The sequence below is a fragment of the Rhodococcus opacus genome (assembly GCF_012396235.1).
Classification (GTDB): Bacteria; Actinomycetota; Actinomycetes; order Mycobacteriales; family Mycobacteriaceae; genus Rhodococcus_F; species Rhodococcus_F opacus.
In genome coordinates, this window is sequence record NZ_JAAXPA010000036.1 from 17,870 (window position 1) to 37,321 (window position 19,452).

Consider the following 19,452-nt stretch of genomic DNA (forward strand, 5'->3'; position numbering starts at 1 on the left):
CTCCGCGGAGCATCTGCGCGCTCACACCGTCACCGTGTCCGCGGCGGCCACGCGCACCTGAAATTCGAGGCGTGCCATGGCCTCCCGGGCGGCGTCGAGTGCCTGTTCGGCGGTGTCCCCGACCGCGCGTGCGTACGCGACACGTGAATCGGACGATTCCAGGACGGTGACCGCGCCACCCGGGCGGACCAGGAGTTGCACATCGGTCACGCCGTCGACCTTCCGGGCGTCGTCGATGCCGCTGACGTCGGTGAGAACACCCGCGACCGGTGCGGCGGCGAACCAGATCGCGGAACAGCGGGCCGGCCGCTCCTCGGCGAGGACGGCCCGGATCCCGGGTAGGACCTTCTCCCCGACGGTCTGCCGCACGACGCATTCGGCGAGGTCCACACCGGTGGCGTCGAGGGCCAGGGCCGGAATCTCGTCGCCGCCCATCCGCACGTGGGTTTCGATCACCCGGGGACCGGTCGGGGTGAGCACGATCTCGGTGTGGGTTGCACCGAACTCCACACCGACGGCGTCGAGCACACTCGTCACGTACGTATGGATCCGTTCTTCCTGCTCCGCGGCGAGGGCTGCCGGTGCCACGTGCCCGAGTTCGACGAAGTTCGCCGGGTCGGAGAACTTGCGGGTGACGGCGACGATCTGGTGTTCGCCGCATTCCGAGAAGGCCTCCACGCTGAATTGCGGGCCTTCGTGGAACCGCTCGACGAGCACCCCGCTGGTGGTCAGGCCGTCGAAGTCGCCCCCGGCGCGTGCGAACGCCGCGGCCAGTGCGCTCTCCTCCCGAACCACGGCCACCCCGGCACTGCCCGCGCCACACACCGGTTTGACCACGCAGGGAAAGCCGTGTTCGAACGCGAAGGCACGCAACGCATCCACGTCGGCGACGACGGCGGAGGCGGTGGCGTCCACGCCGGATTCGCGAAGCGCGGCGCGCATGGCGTTCTTGTCGTGGACCGACGTCACCGTGCGGCGCGAGTGGGTGGACAGGCCGAGGGCCTCCCCGATCGCGGCGCAGCGGTCCTGGTCGCGTTCGCCGAACGTGGCGATCCGGGTGAACGGATGCTGCGCATGCGCCGCCGCGGCCAACGCGATCCACTCCTCGTCCGGCGCGTCGTACCGCACGGCGATGACCCGCGAGTGCTCGGTCAGACGGCGAAGCTTGGCGACGAATTCCAGTCGGCAGATCACCGAGGTCTGTGTGCCGGGAAGGGCGTCACGGACCCGGCCCGGGAGGTCGCGGCCGCTGCCGACGACGAGGACGTGTTCGGTCATTTCTTCACCTCGAGTATCGAGAAGGGAGACAGTGCAGGAAGGTCGCCGGCCGGGCGTTCCTTCGTCCGTGCGCGTTCCGCGAGACTGCGATGCGCCGCCGTCCGGGAGACCAGTGCCGCGGCCCCGAACGTCCCGGCCAGGACGGGCCACGCCAGGAGACCGGCCGGCAACAGGACGACGACCAGAATGGTGGGGCCGAGCACCTTCTGGCCCGTCATGCCGAGACTGAACGCGCCCAGATAGCGGGCCACAGCCGGCTGTGGGGACAGCTCTGCCGACAGTTCCCAGGCGGCCACGGAGTGGATGTTCTCGGCGACCGACAGTGCCACCACCGCAACGACAACGGCGACGATCGCCGGAACGGTGTCGGCCATCTGGCCGACGGCGAGTGCACCGCAGCAGAAGGCCATCAGCGCCCCGGTCCACGTCAGGAGTCGCGCCGCCGCGGACGTGCCCTCGGCGAACCGGGCGACGTAGACCTGCAGGACCACCGTCAGCACGGTGTTGACCGCCATGAGCACCGGCACCCATGCGAGCGGCACCGACGTGTACTCGATGACCCAGATCGGGAGCAGAACGATCAGCACGGTGTCGTACAGCGACAGGACACCGTTGCCGACCGTGAAGACCATGAACCACCGGTCGCGGAACGGCGAGCGCACCGCGGTTTCGGCCGGCCCGGGACCAGCGGGGAGCGGCGTGCGTTGCACGACCGTTCCCGTCCTTCGGAGTACGAGCCGGACGGCGAACGCGATGACCACGAAGGAGATTCCGTTGCCCAGGAACAGCGCCGTGAACGCGGCGGAGGTGCCGGTCACGAAGACGACACCCGCCAGCAGGAACCCCGCGGTGAGACCCACGTTCCGGATGGCGCGGATGGTCGCCATCGTCCGGGTCCGGTCGTGGCCGCCGATCACCGCCGTCACGACGGCCTGCTGGATCGGGCTGCTCGCCCGGTCGGCAGCGGTGAGCAGCACGGTGAGCACGAGGTAGGCGGTGAAATCGGATACGAGCGCGAAGCATCCGTAGCCGATGCCTCGCAACAGCAGGAGTGCCACGTAGAACCGGCCGGACCCCACCCGGTCGGCCAGCCTGCCCAGGGGCACCGGGGCGAGAAGCGCGAGCGCACCCGCGATCGTGGTGGCCAGGGCGATCTGGTTCGCGGTGAGACCGACCACGCCGATGAAGTACAGGGTGAACGACGCGAAGAACATCCCGGTACCCAGCGAGTCGACGCCGGCGCCGACGGCGAGCGTGCGACCGGCCGCGCTGTCGGGAAGCAGCGCATCACCCAGCCGCCGCAGGCGGGCGCTCACGGGATGCTCCCCGGCGTCAGGAAGGCGTGCACGAGATCGGCCGACCGCTGCACGTGGGTGGGTGTCGCCGCCTCGGGCGCCGGACGCCGCAGGTGGTTCCAGGCGTACCGACGGGCCGCGTTGACGAGTAGTTCGGCATCCCCAGCCGAGGCTGCCGCGGACTGCGCGACCAGCGCCGCCGCCATGAGGAGTCGGCTCATCCGGTCGACCAGCACCCACCCGGCGGCCGCGACGGTCGCGGGGTCTGCACCCACCCATTCGTGGCGGGTGGTGCCGAGGGCTCCGAGCGCGTCGTCTACCATCTGCCAGGCCGCCAGCAACCTTCCCCGGGGAGCGACTCCGAGAAGCTCCCTGGACCGGTGGGCAGCCGCGTCGAAGTGTTCGCGAATCGTCAGCAGTTCCAACGCATGGGTGGTCAGGGTCCAGCAGTCGGCCCGGGCGGTGCCGCTCCCGTCGGCGCGGACTGTGTCCGCTGCAAGCGAGTAGGCGATGCAGCGCCGGGCCACCCTCCGGGCGCGACCGTGCGACAGCTGCGGAAGGGCGTGCCAGGCCCGGACGGCGATCACGTCGACCACCCGGTCGGCGATCTCCTCGCGACGCGCATTCGCCCACGCGCTGCCGTCGAGCAGGTCTGCCGCGCTCGCGAATCCGGTGACGGCACCCTCCAGGATTCCGAGGCCTTCGGCATCCCAGACCGCCGCGACCCGATCGGGTGCGGCCGAAGACAGTAAACGTGTGCTCATGCGAACTCCAGCCAGTGACGGTAGGTGGGCTCGCGCCCGCGGACCACGTCGTGGAAGACGTCGCGCAGTTGCTTGGTGATCGGGCCGCACCCGCCCGCCGCCACCGGGCGGTCGTCGACCGACGCCACCGGGACCACCTCGGCGGCGGTGCCGGTGAGAAACGCCTCGTCGGCGACGTAGAGCTCGCTGCGGGTCAGGCTTTGCTCCCTCACCGTGATCCCCAGGTCACGGGCGAGCGTGATCACGGTGTCGCGGGTGAGACCGGGCAGGATGTTGTCGCCGACCGGCGGGGTGATCAGTTCACCGTCGCGGACGGCGAAGATGTTCGCGGCGGATGCTTCGGCGACGTGCCCGGTGGAGGTGAGCATCAGTGCGTCGTCGTATCCGGCGCGCAGCGCGCCGACCTTCGCCAGAGCCGAATTGACATAGGCACCCGTCGCTTTGGCGAGCGGCGGGACCGAGTGAACGCCGTTGCGTTGCCAGCTGCTGACGACGAGGCGGCAGCCGTCCTGGTCCGCGGTTTCGCCGAGGTACGAACCCCACGGCCAGGCCGCGATGGCCACCCGGGCGGTGTCCAGCGCAGGCGCGACCCCCATCGAGCCGTAGCCGAGGTAGACGATCGGTCGCAGATAGCCGGAGTCCAGGCCGGTGCGGCGGAGCAGTTCGAGCGAGATCTCGGTGAGCTCGTCCACCGACCACCCGGGGTCCATCAGGTACACCCGTGCCGAGTCGTGCAGCCGTCGCAGGTGCTCGCGCAGCCGGAACACGGCCGGACCGCGGTCGGTCGCGTAGGCCCGGATGCCCTCGTAGACACCCCATCCGTAGTGCAGACTCGGTGTCAATACATGGACCTGCGCCTGGTCCCAGGCGACGAATTCACCGTCCATCCAGACGGTGCTGGTGGGGATCAGTTCCATTGTTCTGCTTTCGGTTCGGTGGCGGCGGGCCGCCGGGACGGGACGGGGACTGCCGGTGCACCGACCAGGTCCAGCCGCCGCTCGATGCTGCGCGACTGCAGTGTCAGAGCCTCGCGATACTTGTCGGCGCCTTCGCCGCGGAATGCGAACCAGCCCCAGCGGGGTCGCAGTTCGCATCCGCGGGCGATCTTGGCCTCGTAGGCGGCGAGGCCGTAGTGGACGCGACGGATGCCGTGCTCCACCGCCCAGTGCGCGGTCTCGTGGTAGGTCAGGGTCAGGTAGCAGCCACGAATCCCCGGGGCGAAGCCGGCGGTCCTGGCGAACAACGTGTCGGGGGTGCGGAGGTAGAGCACGAAACCCACGAGGCGACCGTCGAGTTCGGCACCGAGCACCACACAGGAATCGCCCAATTCCTCACGGACGGCGTCGAAGTCGCGTCGGACCCGGTCCTCGCCGCCGGGCAGCCCGTACTTGGCCCGGTGCGCGACCTGGAGGGCGACGACGTCGTCGTCGATCGCCGCGGGACCCCAGCGGACCACTGTGCGCAGGCCGGCCTCGGTGTAGTCGGCGACCTCCTTGCGGAGCCGGACGCGACGGCGCTTGCTCAGGCTCGCGACGTATTCCGCCCAGCTGTGGCCGCTCAGGTCCTGCACACCCTCGGCGCCCAGCAGGGCCGCCGTGTACCCGGCGCCGGATGCGGAACCGTCCACCTCCTCGGCGTCGGACGCACCGACGTACAGCAATGCCACACTGCGGCAGCCGAGTTCGTCGCCGGCTTGATGGAGCAGGTCGGGCAGGGCCGCCATGACCGCGCGGCGCTGATCGTGCGAACGGCCGGGCGCGTGCGCGACACCGTGGTGGTTGCCGAACGTCGCGAGCGCCAGCGACGGGTACTGATCCTCGCGGGCACCGGACAGCGCCTCGGTCAGCTCGGCCCAGCGCAGCCGATCGGGGTGATCGAGCAACTCCGGTTCGGCCATCGGCCCTGCGGTTCCCGCCAGCCGGGGTGGGTCGTAGAAGAGCAGGCCCCCGGGCCGCGCCGTGAACAGCAGTGGCGCGACCGCGACGGTGCGGCCGTCCGCGCGCACCTCGAGGTAACGCACCTCGTGCAGGTCGGTGCGTTCGGTGAATCGCCACCACCGCGCGTCCTCCCAGATGGTGTCCGGGTCGGCGATGCCCGCGAAGTCGGCGGCCGTGGGGCGGGCGCCGCGGGGCAGGACGTGGCCGGTGATCCCGTCGACATCGATGGCGGTCATGCTGCGTCCTCGCTTTCGGCACGGTCCCACTCGAATCCGGCGCTCACCTGTTCGGCGGTGGCGATCAGCCGATTGCCCAGCGCCGTGAAATCGGGGTCGGTCACCACCCAGTAGGCGAGGAAGTCCGCCGACTTGCGCTCGTTGTACCGGGCAGGGGTCCAGTCGTCGCCGACGTGGGTGTTCAGCGTGAAGTCGTGCACGCCCGGCGGAGCGTCCGGCAGTCGCACCACCCGGCCCCGGCGCGGCGGCACGCCGTAGAACGCTGCGTGTGGGGCGGTCGCCACCCGGTCCCGGACAGCATCCAGGTCGGTCGGCAGCCCGCATTCCACCCGCGCCCAGAGATGTCGAGGATCGATGCCCAGGACATGGCGGAGCATCGTCGGTATCGGTCCGCCGCCGATCCGTGCCGCCACTTCACAGAGCACGATGTCGCCGTCCGCGGTGACGAAGAACTCGGCGTGCACGCAGACGGTGGGCGGCGAGCCCAGTGCATCGACGAGCCGCCAGGTCTCGTCCACCAGGCGTGCGCAGACCGGGTCGGTGGTGTCGACCGAGCGGGAGCCGAACGGGGCGTCGGTCCAGTGCTCGAGGCACCCCTGGCCGGTGTAGCGGGACGCGATGGCGGCCACCGGGTCTCCGGCGACGCGGAACGCATCCACATGGTGCACCGCGCCGTCGACGAACTCCTCGACTTCGTACGGTGTCGCCGTGACGATGTCGGCGAGTCCGGTTGCCTGCGCGCGCGAATCGAGCACGTAGACGCCGGTGGAGCCGGAGCCACTGCGCGGTTTGACGACGACCCGGCCCGGGTTGCCTGCCATGAAGTCGACGATGTCCGCCGGGTGGCGCACCGGCGCGAAGACCGGGACGAGAAGCCCCGTGGCCTGCGCCATTTCCTTCATCAGGATCTTGTCGCGGTAGCCGGCCGCCGTGGCGGTGTCCAGGCCCGGGAGGCCGAGTTCGCCGCGCAGTGTGGCGGCCCTCTCCACATCGACCTCGGCGAGGGCGACGACCGCTTTCGGCCGGTGCCGTCCGGCGAGTTCCCGAGCGGCGCCCAGCACCGCGTCGTCGTCGTGATAGTCGGTGACCGTGACGATCTCGGCGAATCCCTCACCCGGATCCGTTCCCTCGGCGCAGACCGCCACCAGACGTCCGCGCTTCTCCGGCAGCCACTGGGCGAAGGGCAACCCGGCGGCACGCGGGCTGATCAGTACGAGAATCATCGAGAAGCTTCCTTCCTCGTCACGGCGAATCCATCGAAAGTTGTGTCCAGCGTGGCGAAGACCTCCGCGGTCCGGGCGTCCAGCGGTATCCCCCGCGCCCGTCGTTCGCGCTCGTGGGCGCGTTGCGGATCGCCCGGGGCCACCACCGGCGTCCCAGTGGCGGGCGTCGCCCCGCGGACGGTGCCGAGGAGATCCGCCAGCCCGGCCGTGAAGTGCGCATGCCCACTGAACGCTCCGGGGTCCAGGGCGAGGATGAAGTGGCCGACCCCTCGGCTGCGACCGGGGGTTCCCTCACCGACTTGCTCGAGCTGCCAGTCGGGCGGCGACCCGGTCAACACGGCGCCCAGCAGAGTGACCGCCATTGCCAGGCCCTGTCCCTTGTAGCCGCCGAGTGGCGACAGGGCGTACGCCTCGTCGGGTTCCGCGGTGGGCCGCCCGTCGCGATCGGTGGCCCAGCCGCTGTTCAGCGGTCGTCCCTCGGCCCGGCGGTGCTTCACCTCACCGAAACACACCTGGCTGGTGGCCATGTCGAGGGCGAGCCCGTCATCCCCCGTGCCCGCGGCCACGCTGATCGGGTTGGTGCCGAACAGCGGCTCGACCCCGCCGTACGGAGCCACCCGGGACGCGGCGGACGTGACTGCGATACCGATCATCCCCTGCCCGGCCAGGTGCCGGGTGTAGACCGACGCCGCGCCGAAATGGTTGGAATTGCGCACGCCCACCGCCGCGACGCCGAAAGCCTTGGCCCGGTCGGCTGCCAGGCGGGCGGCAGCGAGTCCGGCGAGCACGCCGAGTGCGCCGTCCGCATCCAGCAGCAACCCGGCCCCACGGTCCCGGACCACGGTCGGGCACGCCGCTGCATTTGCGACGCCCGTCGCGAGTTCGTCCAGGTATTGCGGCAGCAACCGCAGACCGTGGGTGTCGATGCCGCGCAGGGACGTGTCGACGAGCGCGACAGCCACCTGATCGGCGTCGTCCTCCGGCACTCCGGCCTCGACGAGTGCGATCGAGGCGAGCCAACGGGCCTCCTGCTCGTCGATCAGCGAACCAGGGTTCGGTGTCTGGTGGATCATGAAGTACTCCAATGCATGAAGACGTGGGGGCCGATGCCCGGGATGTCGAACTCCGGGCCCAGAATCCGGAAGCCCTGCTTGACGTAGAAGCCGGCGGCGGTGGTGCGGGCGTTGCACCAGACCGCGTCGGCGCCGGCCAGCGCGGCGTTCGTGAGTACGGTGCGCAGGAGTGTGGTCCCCGCACCGGTACCGCGAACCTCCTCGAGGGTGGCCATACCGCGGAGGCGCCAACCCCGGCCGGGGAGAAGACCCGGCACGGCGTGCGCTTCGGGTGGATCCTCGTGATACAGCGAGGCCACGCCGATCGGGCGCCCCGCGACGAGTGTGGCGAAGTGCCGGGTGCCGACGTGCGCGTCCTCGGGGTAGACGCAGGTCTCGGCCGGTTGACCGGGCCGGAGCACGGTATGGCGGATCGGTCGCACGTCGGCGGCGGACACCGGCCGAACCCGCCAGCCGTGGGCGGCCGGATCGGGAAGGTAACCGGAACCGGGACGATCCGGCAGGGTGACGCGGCCGGCGCCATCGACTGTCAGTCCGCGGCCGGTGTTCACCGCGAGAAGATCGACTGCGTCGACATCCAGGTGGTCGGCCAATCCCCCGAGGTGGGCCGTGGCCGACACCCCGGCCGCGGATTCGGGCATGCAGCCCAGCATGGTGAGCAGACCCCGTTCACGGGCTCGGCGCAGCAGCGCGAGGGACGGGGTGATTCCCCCGGCCTTCATCGGTTTGACGTTGATTCCGTCGAACGCGCCGGTGCAGGCGTCCAGGTCCTGCGGCGACGCGATGCTCTCGTCCGCGATCACCGGGATCGGGCTGCGCTCCTTCAGGATCCGGGCGTCGCGCCACGCCGAGCGCGGAAACGGCTGCTCGATCAGCTGCACGCCGAGTTCCTGCAGGCCGGGCAGGACGGGGAGCAGTCGGGACAGCTCCCAGCCGCAGTTGCCGTCCACGTAGAACGGTGCGGTCGTGTGGCAGCGGAGTTCCTTGACGACGGCGAGGTCTCCCGGGTCGGCGAGCTTGATCTTGTACGCCGACCATCCGGGCCGCTCGCGGAGTTTGCGGACCATCACCTCGGTCTCGTCGAGCCCGATACTGAAGCTGGAGCGCAACTCCCGCGGGCGTTCCAGCCCGAGAGACTGCCACAGCGGCACACCGAGTAGCCGTGCCCGCAGGTCGTGCACCGCGGTGTCGAGGGCGGCGAGGACGAACGGCGAATCGGGCAGCTCCGCGGACAGCGCTCGCCACACCGCGAACGGGTCGTCGGGACCGAGGTCGATCAGCAACGGCGCAATCCGCCGCAGGTCCGCGTGCATCCGGTCCAGGCCCGAATTGTAGTGGTCGGTCATGAACGCGGATGCCTCGCCGAACCCGGCGAGACCGTCCTGCTCCACCTCCACCACCAGTCCCCGCTGCACCGGAATCGCTTCTCTGGCGGAGCGCCACAGATGCCGTTGCGTCAAGCTGATCTCGTGCGCGGTGACCCTCACGTGGTGCCTCCGACACCGAAGAATTCGCGGTCGCGCGGGCCGTGCGGGCGGAGGTCGTCCCACCACTGCGCGTGCTCGTCGAACTTCGCGAAGAACGGCTTGCCCACCAGATCCGGCCGGCGTGCCTGCAGGAACCGCAGCGCGAACGCACGTCCGCCGTCGAGATCGACGACGCCGTCGACCACGACCTTCCCCGGCGACGCCGACATCACCGGTCCCCGCGCGGTCCGCCCGAGTCCGGAGACCCGTTGCAGCGCTTCGCGGTAGATGTCGACCGCTCGCGCCAGTGGCAGACCGAAATACGGTCGCGCACCGGTGTCCCGCTCGACGAACATGTAGTACGGCACGACCCGGTTGCGGACCTGCGCCTGCCAGAGGTCGGCCCACGTGCGCGGGTCGTCGTTGACGTGACGCACCACCGGGGCCTGAGCGCGGAGCACCGCGCCGGTCGACGCCAACCGGGCCAGCGCCGTCCGGGCGGCATCGGTCTGCAGTTCCGCGACGTGCGACAGGTGCAGCATCATCGCGACGTGCTTGCCGGCGGCGGTCAGCCGCTCGAGCAACCGCAGCAGGTCGTCGGCTTCCGGCCCGGCCAACAGCCGGTACGGCCAGAACGAGACGGCCTTCGTGCCGATCCGGATCGTTTCGACATGGTCCCGCCCCGGTTCGAGCAGCGGCTCCAGATAGGAGGCCAGCAACTCGGTCCGCATGACCAGCGGGTCGCCGCCGGTCAACAGCACGTCGGTGATGCCGGGGTGCAGGTCGAGGTACCGGGTCATCGCCTCCGGCCCGGACATGGCCATCTTCAGGTCCGGGGTGTCCACGAACTGCGCCCAGCGGAAGCAGTAGCCGCAATAGCTGTGGCAGGTCTGCCCCTGGCGGGGGAACACCAGCAGGGTCTCGGCGTACTTGTGCTGCATGCCCGAACCGTCGATGTCGTCGTGCTGCGGAACGTTCATGCTCAGCTGGTCACCGGGATGAGGGTTCAGTGCGGCGCGGACCGTGTCGACGGCCTGCCGGACGGTGCCCCGATCTCCCTGTGCCACGGCCTGTTCGATCAGCGCGAAGTGCTCGGGCTCGAGCATGTCGCGGTGTGGGAAGGTCAGCCGGTAGATCGGGTCGTCCGGCGCACGGCCCCAGTCGATCAGTTCGTCGACGACGTAGCTGCTGACCTTGAACGGCAGCACTTGGGACACCACGTGTGCCTCGTGCCCCAGGATCGGGTCGCCGGTTCGCTCGGCGACGAGCTTGCGGAGCCGGTCGCCGCTGATCGATCGCGGAGCGAGGGCTGTGCGGGTGTCGAGATCGAGCAGGGTCATTTGTCCGTCACCGCCAAGCCCCAGTCGAAGTCGACCTCGCCCAGAACATTCATGTCCGACATCAGCGAATACAGACCGCTGTAGTCGCGCACGAGCCGCGAACCGGATTTCTCGGCCCGCACGTCGGCGAGCATCTTCTCCCATCCGGTGACCTTCTCGATGCGGAAGATCGCTTCCCACGTCGAGTAGTCCGTGGCGACGAACGCTTCCAGTCCGGCGACCAGCATGTCCAGGAAGAAGCGGCGTTTGACGGGGTCCAGCACGTCGTACACCAGCTTCGCCATCTCGTCGGAAATGGATGCGTGGCAGTACTCGTCCCGGTTGTGCAGCTTCGCGGTGGTGGAGTTGACCACCTGGATGTCGTGATCGTCGGCGAGCAGATCGAGATACGCGTTGATCGAGATCTCGGACACCGTGGCGAAGGCCAGCGTGGTCAGGCTGCGCTGCCAGCGTTCGGCGGCATGGGCGCGCAGCCGACGGTGGGCCCGCGAGGTGTGGGATTCGGGTAAGGCGCTGTCGGGGAACGGGTTCCCCCGTTTGCGTCTGGTCAGCGCGCTCGCGTTGATGTGCATCAGGGTGTGGTACTGCTCGTCGACCATGGCCTGGGCGAGTGCGATATCCATGTCCTGGCCGCCGAGACCCGGGAACTCCCCGTCCATCACGAGCGCGAACGCCGGGTTGGCGACGCGTTGCTCGGCGAGCACCGTGTGCCGGTTGTACGCGATCCAGGCCCAGCTCAGCAGCCGCGACCGAAGCGCGTCGGGCATCGCCTGCCACGTCGGATGGTCGCGGAACGGCACGATTGCCTCGGGGTAGTCGGCCCGGCCGGCGTCGAACAACTCGTCGAGGTCGGGCTCGTCGCGCTTCACCGTCGACCGTCGGTGCCAATTGCCGGCGAGGCGGCTGATGACGGCGTTCTCGGCTTCGTCGGCGGGGTCGAACGACGGCAGTCCGGGGAGGTGGACCAGCCCGTCGGCGTCGGAGCACTGCAGGTCGTCGATGATCATGCGCGAGTCCGGTCGCCGGCCCAGAAACGAGTGAGGTGACGGGCGCGGTCGGCGTACTCTGAACGCGCGTGCAGCATGCGCTGGTTGTCCCAGATGAGCAGTGCATTCTCGTGGATCAGCACGCGGGTGCGCAGTTCGTGGAACAGGTCGCTGACGCGATGCGCCAACCTGCGACCGGCCCGGCCGAGCGGCAGCCGGGAGTCGTCGACGTCGGACTCGTGGTGCGGGTCGTAGTCGGCCGCGGTGAGCAGGTTGTAGCTGAAGCGCAGGGCGGTGCGGCCGGTGTCGTCCGCGCCCAGCATCGTGGTGCGTACACCCCCGTCCGGGCCAGGGAAGGTCAGTTCGGCGTCCGTCATCAGGGTGACCTCGGCCGGTTCCAGGGCGTCGACGAGCCGCCGGATGTCGAGCAGATCGGTGTGGCCGCCGCCGCAGCGTGCCTGCCGGTGGCAGAACAGCGCCAGGTACGCCGGGCTGGGATCCCAGCCGGGGGCCTCGGTGTGCGCCAGAATCGTGTTCGCGCTCTGCGAGTACGCCCGATGATCGTTGCCGGGGCGGTACGTCACCTCGTGGGTGAGCAGACCGTTGTATTGCGGGACCAGATCACCCAGCGAGCCAACCACTTCCGCTGCAGCGGTGCGGTCGGGTACGTCGTGGACGACGACGTAGCCGTCCTCCCCCAGCCGCTTCCGGTCGACACGGCCTTCCACCGTGTTCCCACCTACAGGCGCAGAAACGACATGACAATTCGGCGACATCCATTCCTCCATTCCGAAAACCCGACCGGGTTGCGTACCCGTGACTCCGGTCGATCGAGACCGGGATCGTCGTGATCGGTTTCAAGAATGTGGTCGTGCCGCCACGCACACCAGGCACCCTAGGGGAGCCAAAACGTCACCCGGAAAGAACGGCTGGGTGTGTAACGACGGAATACGGTCGGTTGTGCTGATGTGGCGCCTCATCACCTCGACTGCGTTCTCGGTCCGACATCCGGCCACAGGCGTGAACGCTTTCAGGAACAAACAGATAGATAGGCAAATACAGTCAATACATCCAAAAGTGTGTCTTTGACGTAGTCGTTCAACGACCGTTAGATCGTACTCAGGTGCCGTCGCCGGCCCGGGACTGGTGACAGCTGCCGACTCGGGTTCCCGATCGTCGCACGCCGGTTCGTGCGGTGGCGTATCCAACCTTTGAAGGGAGAAGCATGATTCAACGTCCAGATCTCGAGGATTTCCGCACGCAGGCCCGCGAGTTCTTCGCGAGGGAGGTTCCCGCAGTCCTTCACGGCGTCGACGCGCCGGTGGATCGCGCGCGGGCAGTGCGCGGGGCGCTTCACCGTGCCGGCTTCTCAGGTGTCTCAATTCCCGAATCTGCCGGGGGAAGAGGCCTTTCCGCTGACCACGAGGACATCGTCACCGACGAAGCCACAACGCTCGCCGTGACTGCGGACCGACCTGCGTTCCTCGGCGTCAACGTCATCCTTCCCGCCCTCATTGATGTCGGAGCGGCCGAACTCGTGGCCGAGGTCGGCCCTCGCATTCTGAGTGCGGACGCCATCGCCTGTCAGTTGTTCTCCGAACCTGATGCAGGTTCCGATCTAGCCGGGGTGATGACGCGCGCAACCGAAGTCGACGGCGGGTGGCGCGTACAGGGCCAGAAGGTCTGGACCTCATACGCGCATCTGGCCGACTTCGGTCTTGCGCTGGTCCGCACCGACCCCGAGGCACCGAAACACTCGGGGTTGACGATGTTGCTGATTGATATGAACGCACCGGGGGTCACAGTCAGACCCATCAAGCAGATGACCGGCGACGGCGAGTTCAACGAGGTATTCCTCGACAACGTCTTCGTTCGGGCGGATCGGCTCGTCGGCACCGTCGGCGGAGGATGGAAGGTGGCCGGCACTGTACTCGGGCACGAACGGCTGGCGATATCGCGAAGCGGTGGAGTCGGGGTTCGCAACCCGATTTCGGTCCGAGCACTCGTCGACCTGGTTACCAGACACGACACCATCTCCGTGCCCGACGTGCAGAGTTCCCTTCTCGACGCCTGGATGGGGGAACGCACAGCCGCCATTCTGTCGCGTCAAACAACAGTACAAGCCCGTTCAGGACTGCCGCTGGGTCCGGAAACATCCCTCGGAAAGATGCATCGAACTCGCAACGCCTTCAGGAACGCGCGCTTGGCCACCGAATTCGGTCTGCCTTGTGGTGGCGCGTGGATCGGTGACGAGTACGCAGGAACCGCTTACGAAATCCTCAATTCGCCGGGGATGGCGTTCGGTGGCGGCACCGATGACATACAACGGAACATCGTCGCCGAACGCATTCTCGGGCTTCCTCGCGAGCAGGCGGTCGACCCCCGAGACCGACGAACTGCGGTCGGGCATCAATCATCCTCGCAATCAACAGGAAAGGCAGGAGAGCAGTGACGACATCCCCGTTCATGCAACAGACACCGGAGCGTACCGAACTCGCAGGTGCAATCCGGCGGCTCCTCGACCAGCATGTGTCGTCGCGTAGCGAGGACGACACCGGCTCCGCAGACGGATTCGATCGCCGCATCTGGCAGCTCCTCGCCGAAAGTATCGGCGTACCGGCAATGGCGATTCCCGAGGATGTCGGCGGAGTGGGCTTCGGCTTCTCCGACCTGCTTCCGGTATTCGAGGAAGCTGGTCGCGTACTCTACGGTTCACCCTTGCTGAGTTCGGTCGGCCTCGCCACACCGTTGATACGCCTTGCCGCAGATGCCGGCACCGCGACAAGGTTGCTTCCCGACCTTGCTTCGGGAGCCTCGACGGCTGCGGTCGCCTGGTTGGAAAATCCGACGGATCGGTCGAGCCGCGGTGTCCACGCGCGCATCGCAGGAAGCAAGCAATTCGCCCTGTCGGGGCACACAACACACGTAATAGACGGATACAGCGCCGACATCCTCCTCGTCCTTGCTCGTCTCGGTGAACAGACAGCGATTTTCGTCGTCGAAGGCACTGCGCCAGGGCTTCTCCGTTCACCGATGGACACCATCGACCTCTCGCGTAGTCAGGCGTCACTGACCTTTGACGTGGTGCCCGCCGTGTTGCTCGGCGAGGCCCAAGGAGGGATGGAGGCTCTGGGACGCGCGCAGGACTACGCCGCTCTGGCCCTCGCAGCGGAGTCCACCGGCGCTGCCCGCCGCTGCCTCGAATCGGCCGTCGAGTATGCCAAAAGCCGCCGTCAGTTCGGGCAGCCGATCGGAGCCTTCCAGGCGGTCAAGCACCGGTGCGCCGAGATGTGGGCCTCAGTCGAAACAGCGGCTGCCCTGGTCGGGGAAGCGTCCCGGGCGCTCGAGACACACGGCGTCCCCAGTCCGCTCGACACCACTCACGCGTTGATCGCAGCGGTGGACGCCCTCGATTTCTGCGCGCAGGAGAGCATGCGTGTTCACGGCGGAATCAGCTTTACGTGGGAGCACTCCGCTCATCGTTACTACCGCCGCGCGCGGAGTGTCCAAACCCTCCTCGGCCCGATGAGTCGCCATCGCGAGCGACTGACAGCTCTTTCCGGCATCCACCCGAATTGACCTGCCCGGCGTCCCCAGGATCGGCCGCCAGATCCGACGCCCGTCATCGCCGAGATCCGCGGTGGCGGCGCGTCCCTCGCGCTGCCCACAACCTACGATTCGCCGACCGACGGGGGTCGCCCGGACATCAATCGAATCGGACCAGGGATTCGCCGCCGATGGCCAGCGAGAGCCCGACTATCGTGATCGCGATTATCGCGATGTACCGACCCGCTGCCGCATGCGCTTGGTCGGGGAGTTCTCTCCAGCGTCGCGTAGCCAGCACAGCGAGAACGATAGTGGACAACGCGAATCCGGCGACAGACAGGACGTCACGGCCTTGGAATTCTGGCGTGGCGATGGCGTGGTGAACAAGAATGCCGGTCGCAGCGGCGGCGGTCGAGGCGGTGCGACGCCACGCCAGGACCGTCCGCTCGACCTGCAGTCCCCTGTCATGTCCCGACGCCGTCGTCACGTCAGCATCCCCCACATGCAAAGGCTCGCAGCGAGGAGGACACCGCCGGCGAGAACTGGCATCAACCATGAATTCGGCAGTGGTTGCGCGCGACGCATGGCCTGTTGCACTCGGAACCAGTGCAGGAATGCACCGCCTCCGATCAATGCCGCGGTAGCAAGACAAGTCACGGCAAGTGGGCCGCGCAGAACGACTGGTTCGAGGGAGTCGATGAACTCACGAGCGGCGACGCCACCCGCGATGAGCGCCAGTGCGGTCCTCATCCATGCCAAGAACGTGCGTTCGTTGGCGAGAGTGAACCGGTAGTCCGGTTCTTGGTCGGCGCTCAGAGAAGCCCGTGCCCTCGGCGTCCGACGCCGGAGGGCCGAATACGACAGCACCGACGAAGCTCGGCGGTGCTGCGGTGCTTCCGTCATGCCTTCCGGCTGCAGACGACGCCCGTAGTGGCGAGGTCGTCGATCGCGGCAGCGGTGTAGCCGAGTTCCGTCAGCAACTCGACCGTGTGTTGTCCCAGCGCCGGGGCGCCGGTGGTGGAGAACCGGGGAATGCTGTGGAGGTGCCACGGCGAGCCGAGGGTGGTGTGCTCGACCCCAGTGGGGTCGGTGACGTCGATGAAGATGCCGGCGGCCTCGACGTCCGGGTTCTTATGGACCTCGCGGTAGGAACTGATGCGACCGGCGACGACACCGTTCGGTGTCAACAGTGTCATGGCTTCGTCGCTGGTCATCTTGGCGAACTCGGACCGGAGTTCCTCGAGTAGTGCTGGGCGGTTGCGCACGCGGCTCTCGTTGGTCTCGAATCGCGGGTCGGAGGCCAGTTCGGGGTGGCCGAGCAGGTTGCAGAGCCGGTCGAAATGCACCACCGAGTAGGCAGATACGACGATGGCGCCGTCCCTGGTGGGCATCACGTCCGCGGCGGGCGCCACGGTGGCTTGCCCGTTTCCCTTGCGCACGGGATCGTTGCCGGTCAGGAGATACTCGCCCCAGTTCGGGCCCTGCAGATGCACCGCCACCTCGAGCAGCGAGGTCTCGACGGTGTCGCCGTCGCCGGTGCGCAACCGCCGGATGTAGGCGCCCAGGATGGCTTGAGCGAACACGTGCGCGGCAGCCGCGTCGACCACGGGGAAGCCGACACGTTGCGGTTCTCGGTCGGCTTCGCCCGTGACCCACATGATGCCGCTTTCGGCCTGCGCTGCGATGTCCAGGCCGGCGCGGTACTTCGACGGCCCGTGCAGCCCGAATCCGGTGACAGTGGCATAAATGAGATCGGGGTGCGCGGTGCGGACCTGCTCGGCGCCGAGGCCGAAGGAATCCATCACCCCGGGCCGCAGATTCTGCACGACGATGTCTGCGCCCGCGATCAGTTCCCGGGCGACCTGCTGTCCTCGGACGTCCTTCAGGTCCAGGGCGATGCAGCGCTTGTTGCGGTTGTAGTTCCGCAGGATCGCGTCACCGTAAATGCCGATCGATCGCGACGATTCCCCGTGGATCGGCTCGACTTTGATCACGTCGGCGCCGAGGTCGGCCAGGACCTGGGTGGCGGCCGGGGCCGCGATGAACTGTCCGAAGTCGACGACGCGGACGCCGTCCAATGGTGTGCTCATTGCACGTTCTCCTGTAGATGGGTATTGAGTTTGGCCTCATCACGTTCCGGGTGCACCAGGAAGGTGGCTGCGGCGCCGCCGATGGCCATGAGCACACCGGTGAGCGCGAAACCGTGCCCGTAGCCGGTGATCTTGTCGGCTGCGGTGCCGACGAAATGCCCGAGTACCAGCGGCGCGAGTACGCCGGCCATGCTGTAGAACGCCACGAGGAACCCCAGGACCGGACCACGCTTACGCGGGTGCACAACATCGGCGATGGCGGTGAAGGCGACGGCATACGCAGCAGTATTGAGCGAGAACGCCAAGGTGATGAAGACCATCTGCGGCAGACCAGCCGACAGCAATGTAAATGCGAACATCGACAGGCCGGCCGCGACGATCAGACCGCCCGCCAAATACCCCCGCGAAACACGCCGGGACACCCCTCGCGCGGTCAACCAATTCGACAACCAGCCGGCACCGATCGCACCGACCGCGGCGAAGGCATAGGGAAGCATGATCAACCGTCCGGCGGTGACCGTGTCGTAGCCCAACCCATCCGATAGATAGACCGGCAGCCAGGCCACCTTCAAGGTGGTCGACCAATACGAGAAGAACGTCAGCAGAGCAATGCCGACGACGGTTCCGGTGGTCAGCAACGTCCGGTACGGAGCATCGACCAACTCCGCGGCGCCCGGGGCCGTTCCCACCGGTGTGTGCGCGGGCGCATCCTTGCCGAAGACGAGCCAGACCACTGCCCACAGTCCGCCCAGGACGATGAGCACACCGAAGGCCGCATGCCAGGTCCAGGTGACGATGACCCAGGTCAACACGGGCGCGGCGAGAAGCGGGCCCACCGAGGCGCCCGCGGTGACGACCCCACCCGGCAGGGCCCGTTTCTCCGGCGGAAACCACGAGTGCACCGAATGGGTGGCCAGCGCGTACGCCGGCCCTTCGGCAAAGCCGAGGACGATGCGACACGCGAGCATCACACCGAAGCTCACCGGGCCGAGCAGGGGCACCATCGTGACGATCCAGACGAGCATCAGCACGGCTAGCAACCAGCGCAGACCGATGCGGGAAGACAGCGCTCCGAGGACTATCGCTCCGGCGGCGAACAACCAGAAGAAGGCACTCTGCAGCAGGCCGAACTGCTGCGGTGTGATTCCCAGATCGTGTTGGATATGAACGCCGGCGAAGCCGAGTACAGCCTTGTCCGCGAAGTTGAGAAGGAGGAAGGTGAACAGCAACATGGCGATCAGCCATGCACGCTTCAATGAGGGCGGTGCGACAACAGCTTTGGGCTGTGCTCGAGTGTCTGTCATAAAGGGCTCCGAACATGCAGAGTGGATGGGGTGACACGAGCCGTCAGTGGCCTGTGAACGCGGCCTCGCGTTTGTGCAGGAAAGCCTCGGCCGCTTCGCGAGCATCGTCGGAATGGAAGCACTGCACCATGCGATCCACTTCCGCGAGCAAGTAGTCGCCGAGCGGCGCGGTGGAAGAGTGGAGCAGGTTCCGTTTCATCGCACGGAGGGCGAGGGGGGCGGAGGTCGCGAGACGGTGCGCAAGCTCGCGGGCGGTGCCGTGGAGCGACTGTGCGGAGGTTACCGAGTTGACCAGTCCGAGCTGGTGGGCGCGCTCGGCGGTGAGTTTGCCTGGGGTGAGAAATAATTCGCGGGCGTGCGCGCCGCCCAGCATCTTGTTGATCAGCCAGACGCCGCCGAGGTCACCGGACAGTCCGGCACTGATGAATGCGGTGTTGAACACGGCACGGTCGGAAGCGATCCGAAAATCTGCTGCGGCAGCGAGCGATAGCCCTGCTCCAGCGCAGGCACCGTCGATAGCGGCGATCGTGACCTGCGGTATCTGATGGAAAGCGAGCAGAGTGGTGCTGACGTGGCGCAAACGTGCGGTATCCGCCACGACCGAGTCACGCCGCAAGGTCCTGGATTCGGCAGGAGCGGCAAGATCAGCGCCCACGCTGAAATCGGAGCCCTGGCCCGAAAGGATCACCACTCGTACGTCGGGTGAGCGCGCGAGCGTTGTGATCACGGCGCGAAGCTCTTCGAGTACGGCAAAGGAAACGGCATTTCGTCGCCCGGGGTTGTCGAGGACCACGGTTGCTGTGGCATCCTCGATCGCGCAGTGAACGTGGCCGCTCATGATTCCTCCTCGATTGACGTTCACCAGTTGTGAACTGGCGCACATTCATTCAAGAGGCAGCGACCGACCACGTCAA

The 19,452-nt window shown here is 67.8% G+C and carries 18 protein-coding genes; 2 read left to right on the forward strand and 16 right to left on the reverse strand.

What is annotated here, in order from left to right; all coding sequences use genetic code 11:
* Positions 1–21 precede the first annotated feature (21 nt).
* Genes HGB39_RS33105 through HGB39_RS33155 form a run of 11 tightly spaced genes read right to left on the reverse strand, consistent with a single transcriptional unit; the run spans position 22 to position 12,374 of the window.
* Positions 22–1,278: an ATP-grasp domain-containing protein gene (locus tag HGB39_RS33105; protein WP_005565938.1), complete on the reverse strand. Its 1,257-nt coding sequence runs from the start codon at positions 1,276–1,278 to the stop codon at positions 22–24.
* Complete coding sequence (locus HGB39_RS33110; RefSeq protein ID WP_005565936.1) at positions 1,275–2,594, reverse strand: MFS transporter; 1,320 nt, start codon at positions 2,592–2,594, stop codon at positions 1,275–1,277. Before HGB39_RS33110 ends, HGB39_RS33105 begins: the two co-directional genes overlap by 4 nt.
* The gene (locus HGB39_RS33115; protein WP_005565934.1) at positions 2,591–3,337 is read right to left on the reverse strand and encodes a hypothetical protein; all 747 of its coding nucleotides are present in this window, start codon (positions 3,335–3,337) and stop codon (positions 2,591–2,593) included. The genes HGB39_RS33110 and HGB39_RS33115 overlap by 4 nt, the downstream gene beginning before the upstream one ends.
* Positions 3,334–4,254, reverse strand: a complete 921-nt coding sequence (locus HGB39_RS33120; protein ID WP_005565932.1) for a branched-chain amino acid transaminase — start codon at positions 4,252–4,254, stop codon at positions 3,334–3,336. Before HGB39_RS33120 ends, HGB39_RS33115 begins: the two co-directional genes overlap by 4 nt.
* Positions 4,245–5,510: a GNAT family N-acetyltransferase gene (locus HGB39_RS33125; protein WP_054245919.1), complete on the reverse strand. Its 1,266-nt coding sequence runs from the start codon at positions 5,508–5,510 to the stop codon at positions 4,245–4,247. The genes HGB39_RS33120 and HGB39_RS33125 overlap by 10 nt, the downstream gene beginning before the upstream one ends.
* Positions 5,507–6,733, reverse strand: coding sequence for an ATP-grasp domain-containing protein (locus HGB39_RS33130; protein WP_005563871.1), 1,227 nt, complete (start codon positions 6,731–6,733; stop codon positions 5,507–5,509). The genes HGB39_RS33125 and HGB39_RS33130 overlap by 4 nt, the downstream gene beginning before the upstream one ends.
* Positions 6,730–7,806, reverse strand: coding sequence for an Ldh family oxidoreductase (locus tag HGB39_RS33135; RefSeq protein ID WP_005563872.1), 1,077 nt, complete (start codon positions 7,804–7,806; stop codon positions 6,730–6,732). Before HGB39_RS33135 ends, HGB39_RS33130 begins: the two co-directional genes overlap by 4 nt.
* The gene (locus tag HGB39_RS33140) at positions 7,803–9,293 is read right to left on the reverse strand and encodes a GNAT family N-acetyltransferase (RefSeq protein WP_064079827.1); all 1,491 of its coding nucleotides are present in this window, start codon (positions 9,291–9,293) and stop codon (positions 7,803–7,805) included. The genes HGB39_RS33135 and HGB39_RS33140 overlap by 4 nt, the downstream gene beginning before the upstream one ends.
* A complete protein-coding gene (locus HGB39_RS33145) occupies positions 9,290–10,612 on the reverse strand; it encodes a KamA family radical SAM protein (protein ID WP_005568417.1) in 1,323 nt (440 codons plus the stop codon). Before HGB39_RS33145 ends, HGB39_RS33140 begins: the two co-directional genes overlap by 4 nt.
* Complete coding sequence (locus HGB39_RS33150; protein WP_005568419.1) at positions 10,609–11,619, reverse strand: AurF N-oxygenase family protein; 1,011 nt, start codon at positions 11,617–11,619, stop codon at positions 10,609–10,611. Before HGB39_RS33150 ends, HGB39_RS33145 begins: the two co-directional genes overlap by 4 nt.
* Positions 11,616–12,374: a TauD/TfdA family dioxygenase gene (locus tag HGB39_RS33155; protein WP_052024001.1), complete on the reverse strand. Its 759-nt coding sequence runs from the start codon at positions 12,372–12,374 to the stop codon at positions 11,616–11,618. Before HGB39_RS33155 ends, HGB39_RS33150 begins: the two co-directional genes overlap by 4 nt.
* A gap of 419 nt (positions 12,375–12,793) precedes the next feature.
* On the opposite strand from HGB39_RS33155, the gene HGB39_RS33160 reads away from it, so the two are divergent.
* A complete protein-coding gene (locus HGB39_RS33160; protein WP_248949570.1) occupies positions 12,794–14,050 on the forward strand; it encodes an acyl-CoA dehydrogenase family protein in 1,257 nt (418 codons plus the stop codon).
* A 14-nt stretch (positions 14,051–14,064) separates the two neighbouring features.
* Complete coding sequence (locus HGB39_RS33165) at positions 14,065–15,177, forward strand: acyl-CoA dehydrogenase family protein (RefSeq protein WP_206032572.1); 1,113 nt, start codon at positions 14,065–14,067, stop codon at positions 15,175–15,177.
* Positions 15,178–15,304: 127 nt separating this feature from the next.
* On the opposite strand, the gene HGB39_RS33170 is transcribed toward HGB39_RS33165, so the two are convergent.
* Genes HGB39_RS33170 through HGB39_RS33190 form a run of 5 tightly spaced genes read right to left on the reverse strand, consistent with a single transcriptional unit; the run spans position 15,305 to position 19,376 of the window.
* Positions 15,305–15,646, reverse strand: a complete 342-nt coding sequence (locus HGB39_RS33170; protein ID WP_005568429.1) for a DUF202 domain-containing protein — start codon at positions 15,644–15,646, stop codon at positions 15,305–15,307.
* A complete protein-coding gene (locus tag HGB39_RS39715; RefSeq protein ID WP_005254409.1) occupies positions 15,628–16,047 on the reverse strand; it encodes a YidH family protein in 420 nt (139 codons plus the stop codon). Before HGB39_RS39715 ends, HGB39_RS33170 begins: the two co-directional genes overlap by 19 nt.
* Positions 16,044–17,234: a CaiB/BaiF CoA transferase family protein gene (locus tag HGB39_RS33180; RefSeq protein ID WP_005568431.1), complete on the reverse strand. Its 1,191-nt coding sequence runs from the start codon at positions 17,232–17,234 to the stop codon at positions 16,044–16,046. Before HGB39_RS33180 ends, HGB39_RS39715 begins: the two co-directional genes overlap by 4 nt.
* On the reverse strand, positions 17,231–18,538 hold the full coding sequence (locus HGB39_RS33185; RefSeq protein WP_063885192.1) for an MFS transporter: 1,308 nt from the start codon (positions 18,536–18,538) through the stop codon (positions 17,231–17,233). The genes HGB39_RS33180 and HGB39_RS33185 overlap by 4 nt, the downstream gene beginning before the upstream one ends.
* Positions 18,539–18,581: 43 nt before the next feature.
* Positions 18,582–19,376, reverse strand: coding sequence for an enoyl-CoA hydratase/isomerase family protein (locus tag HGB39_RS33190; protein WP_005568435.1), 795 nt, complete (start codon positions 19,374–19,376; stop codon positions 18,582–18,584).
* Between the last annotated feature and the right edge of the window lie 76 nt (positions 19,377–19,452).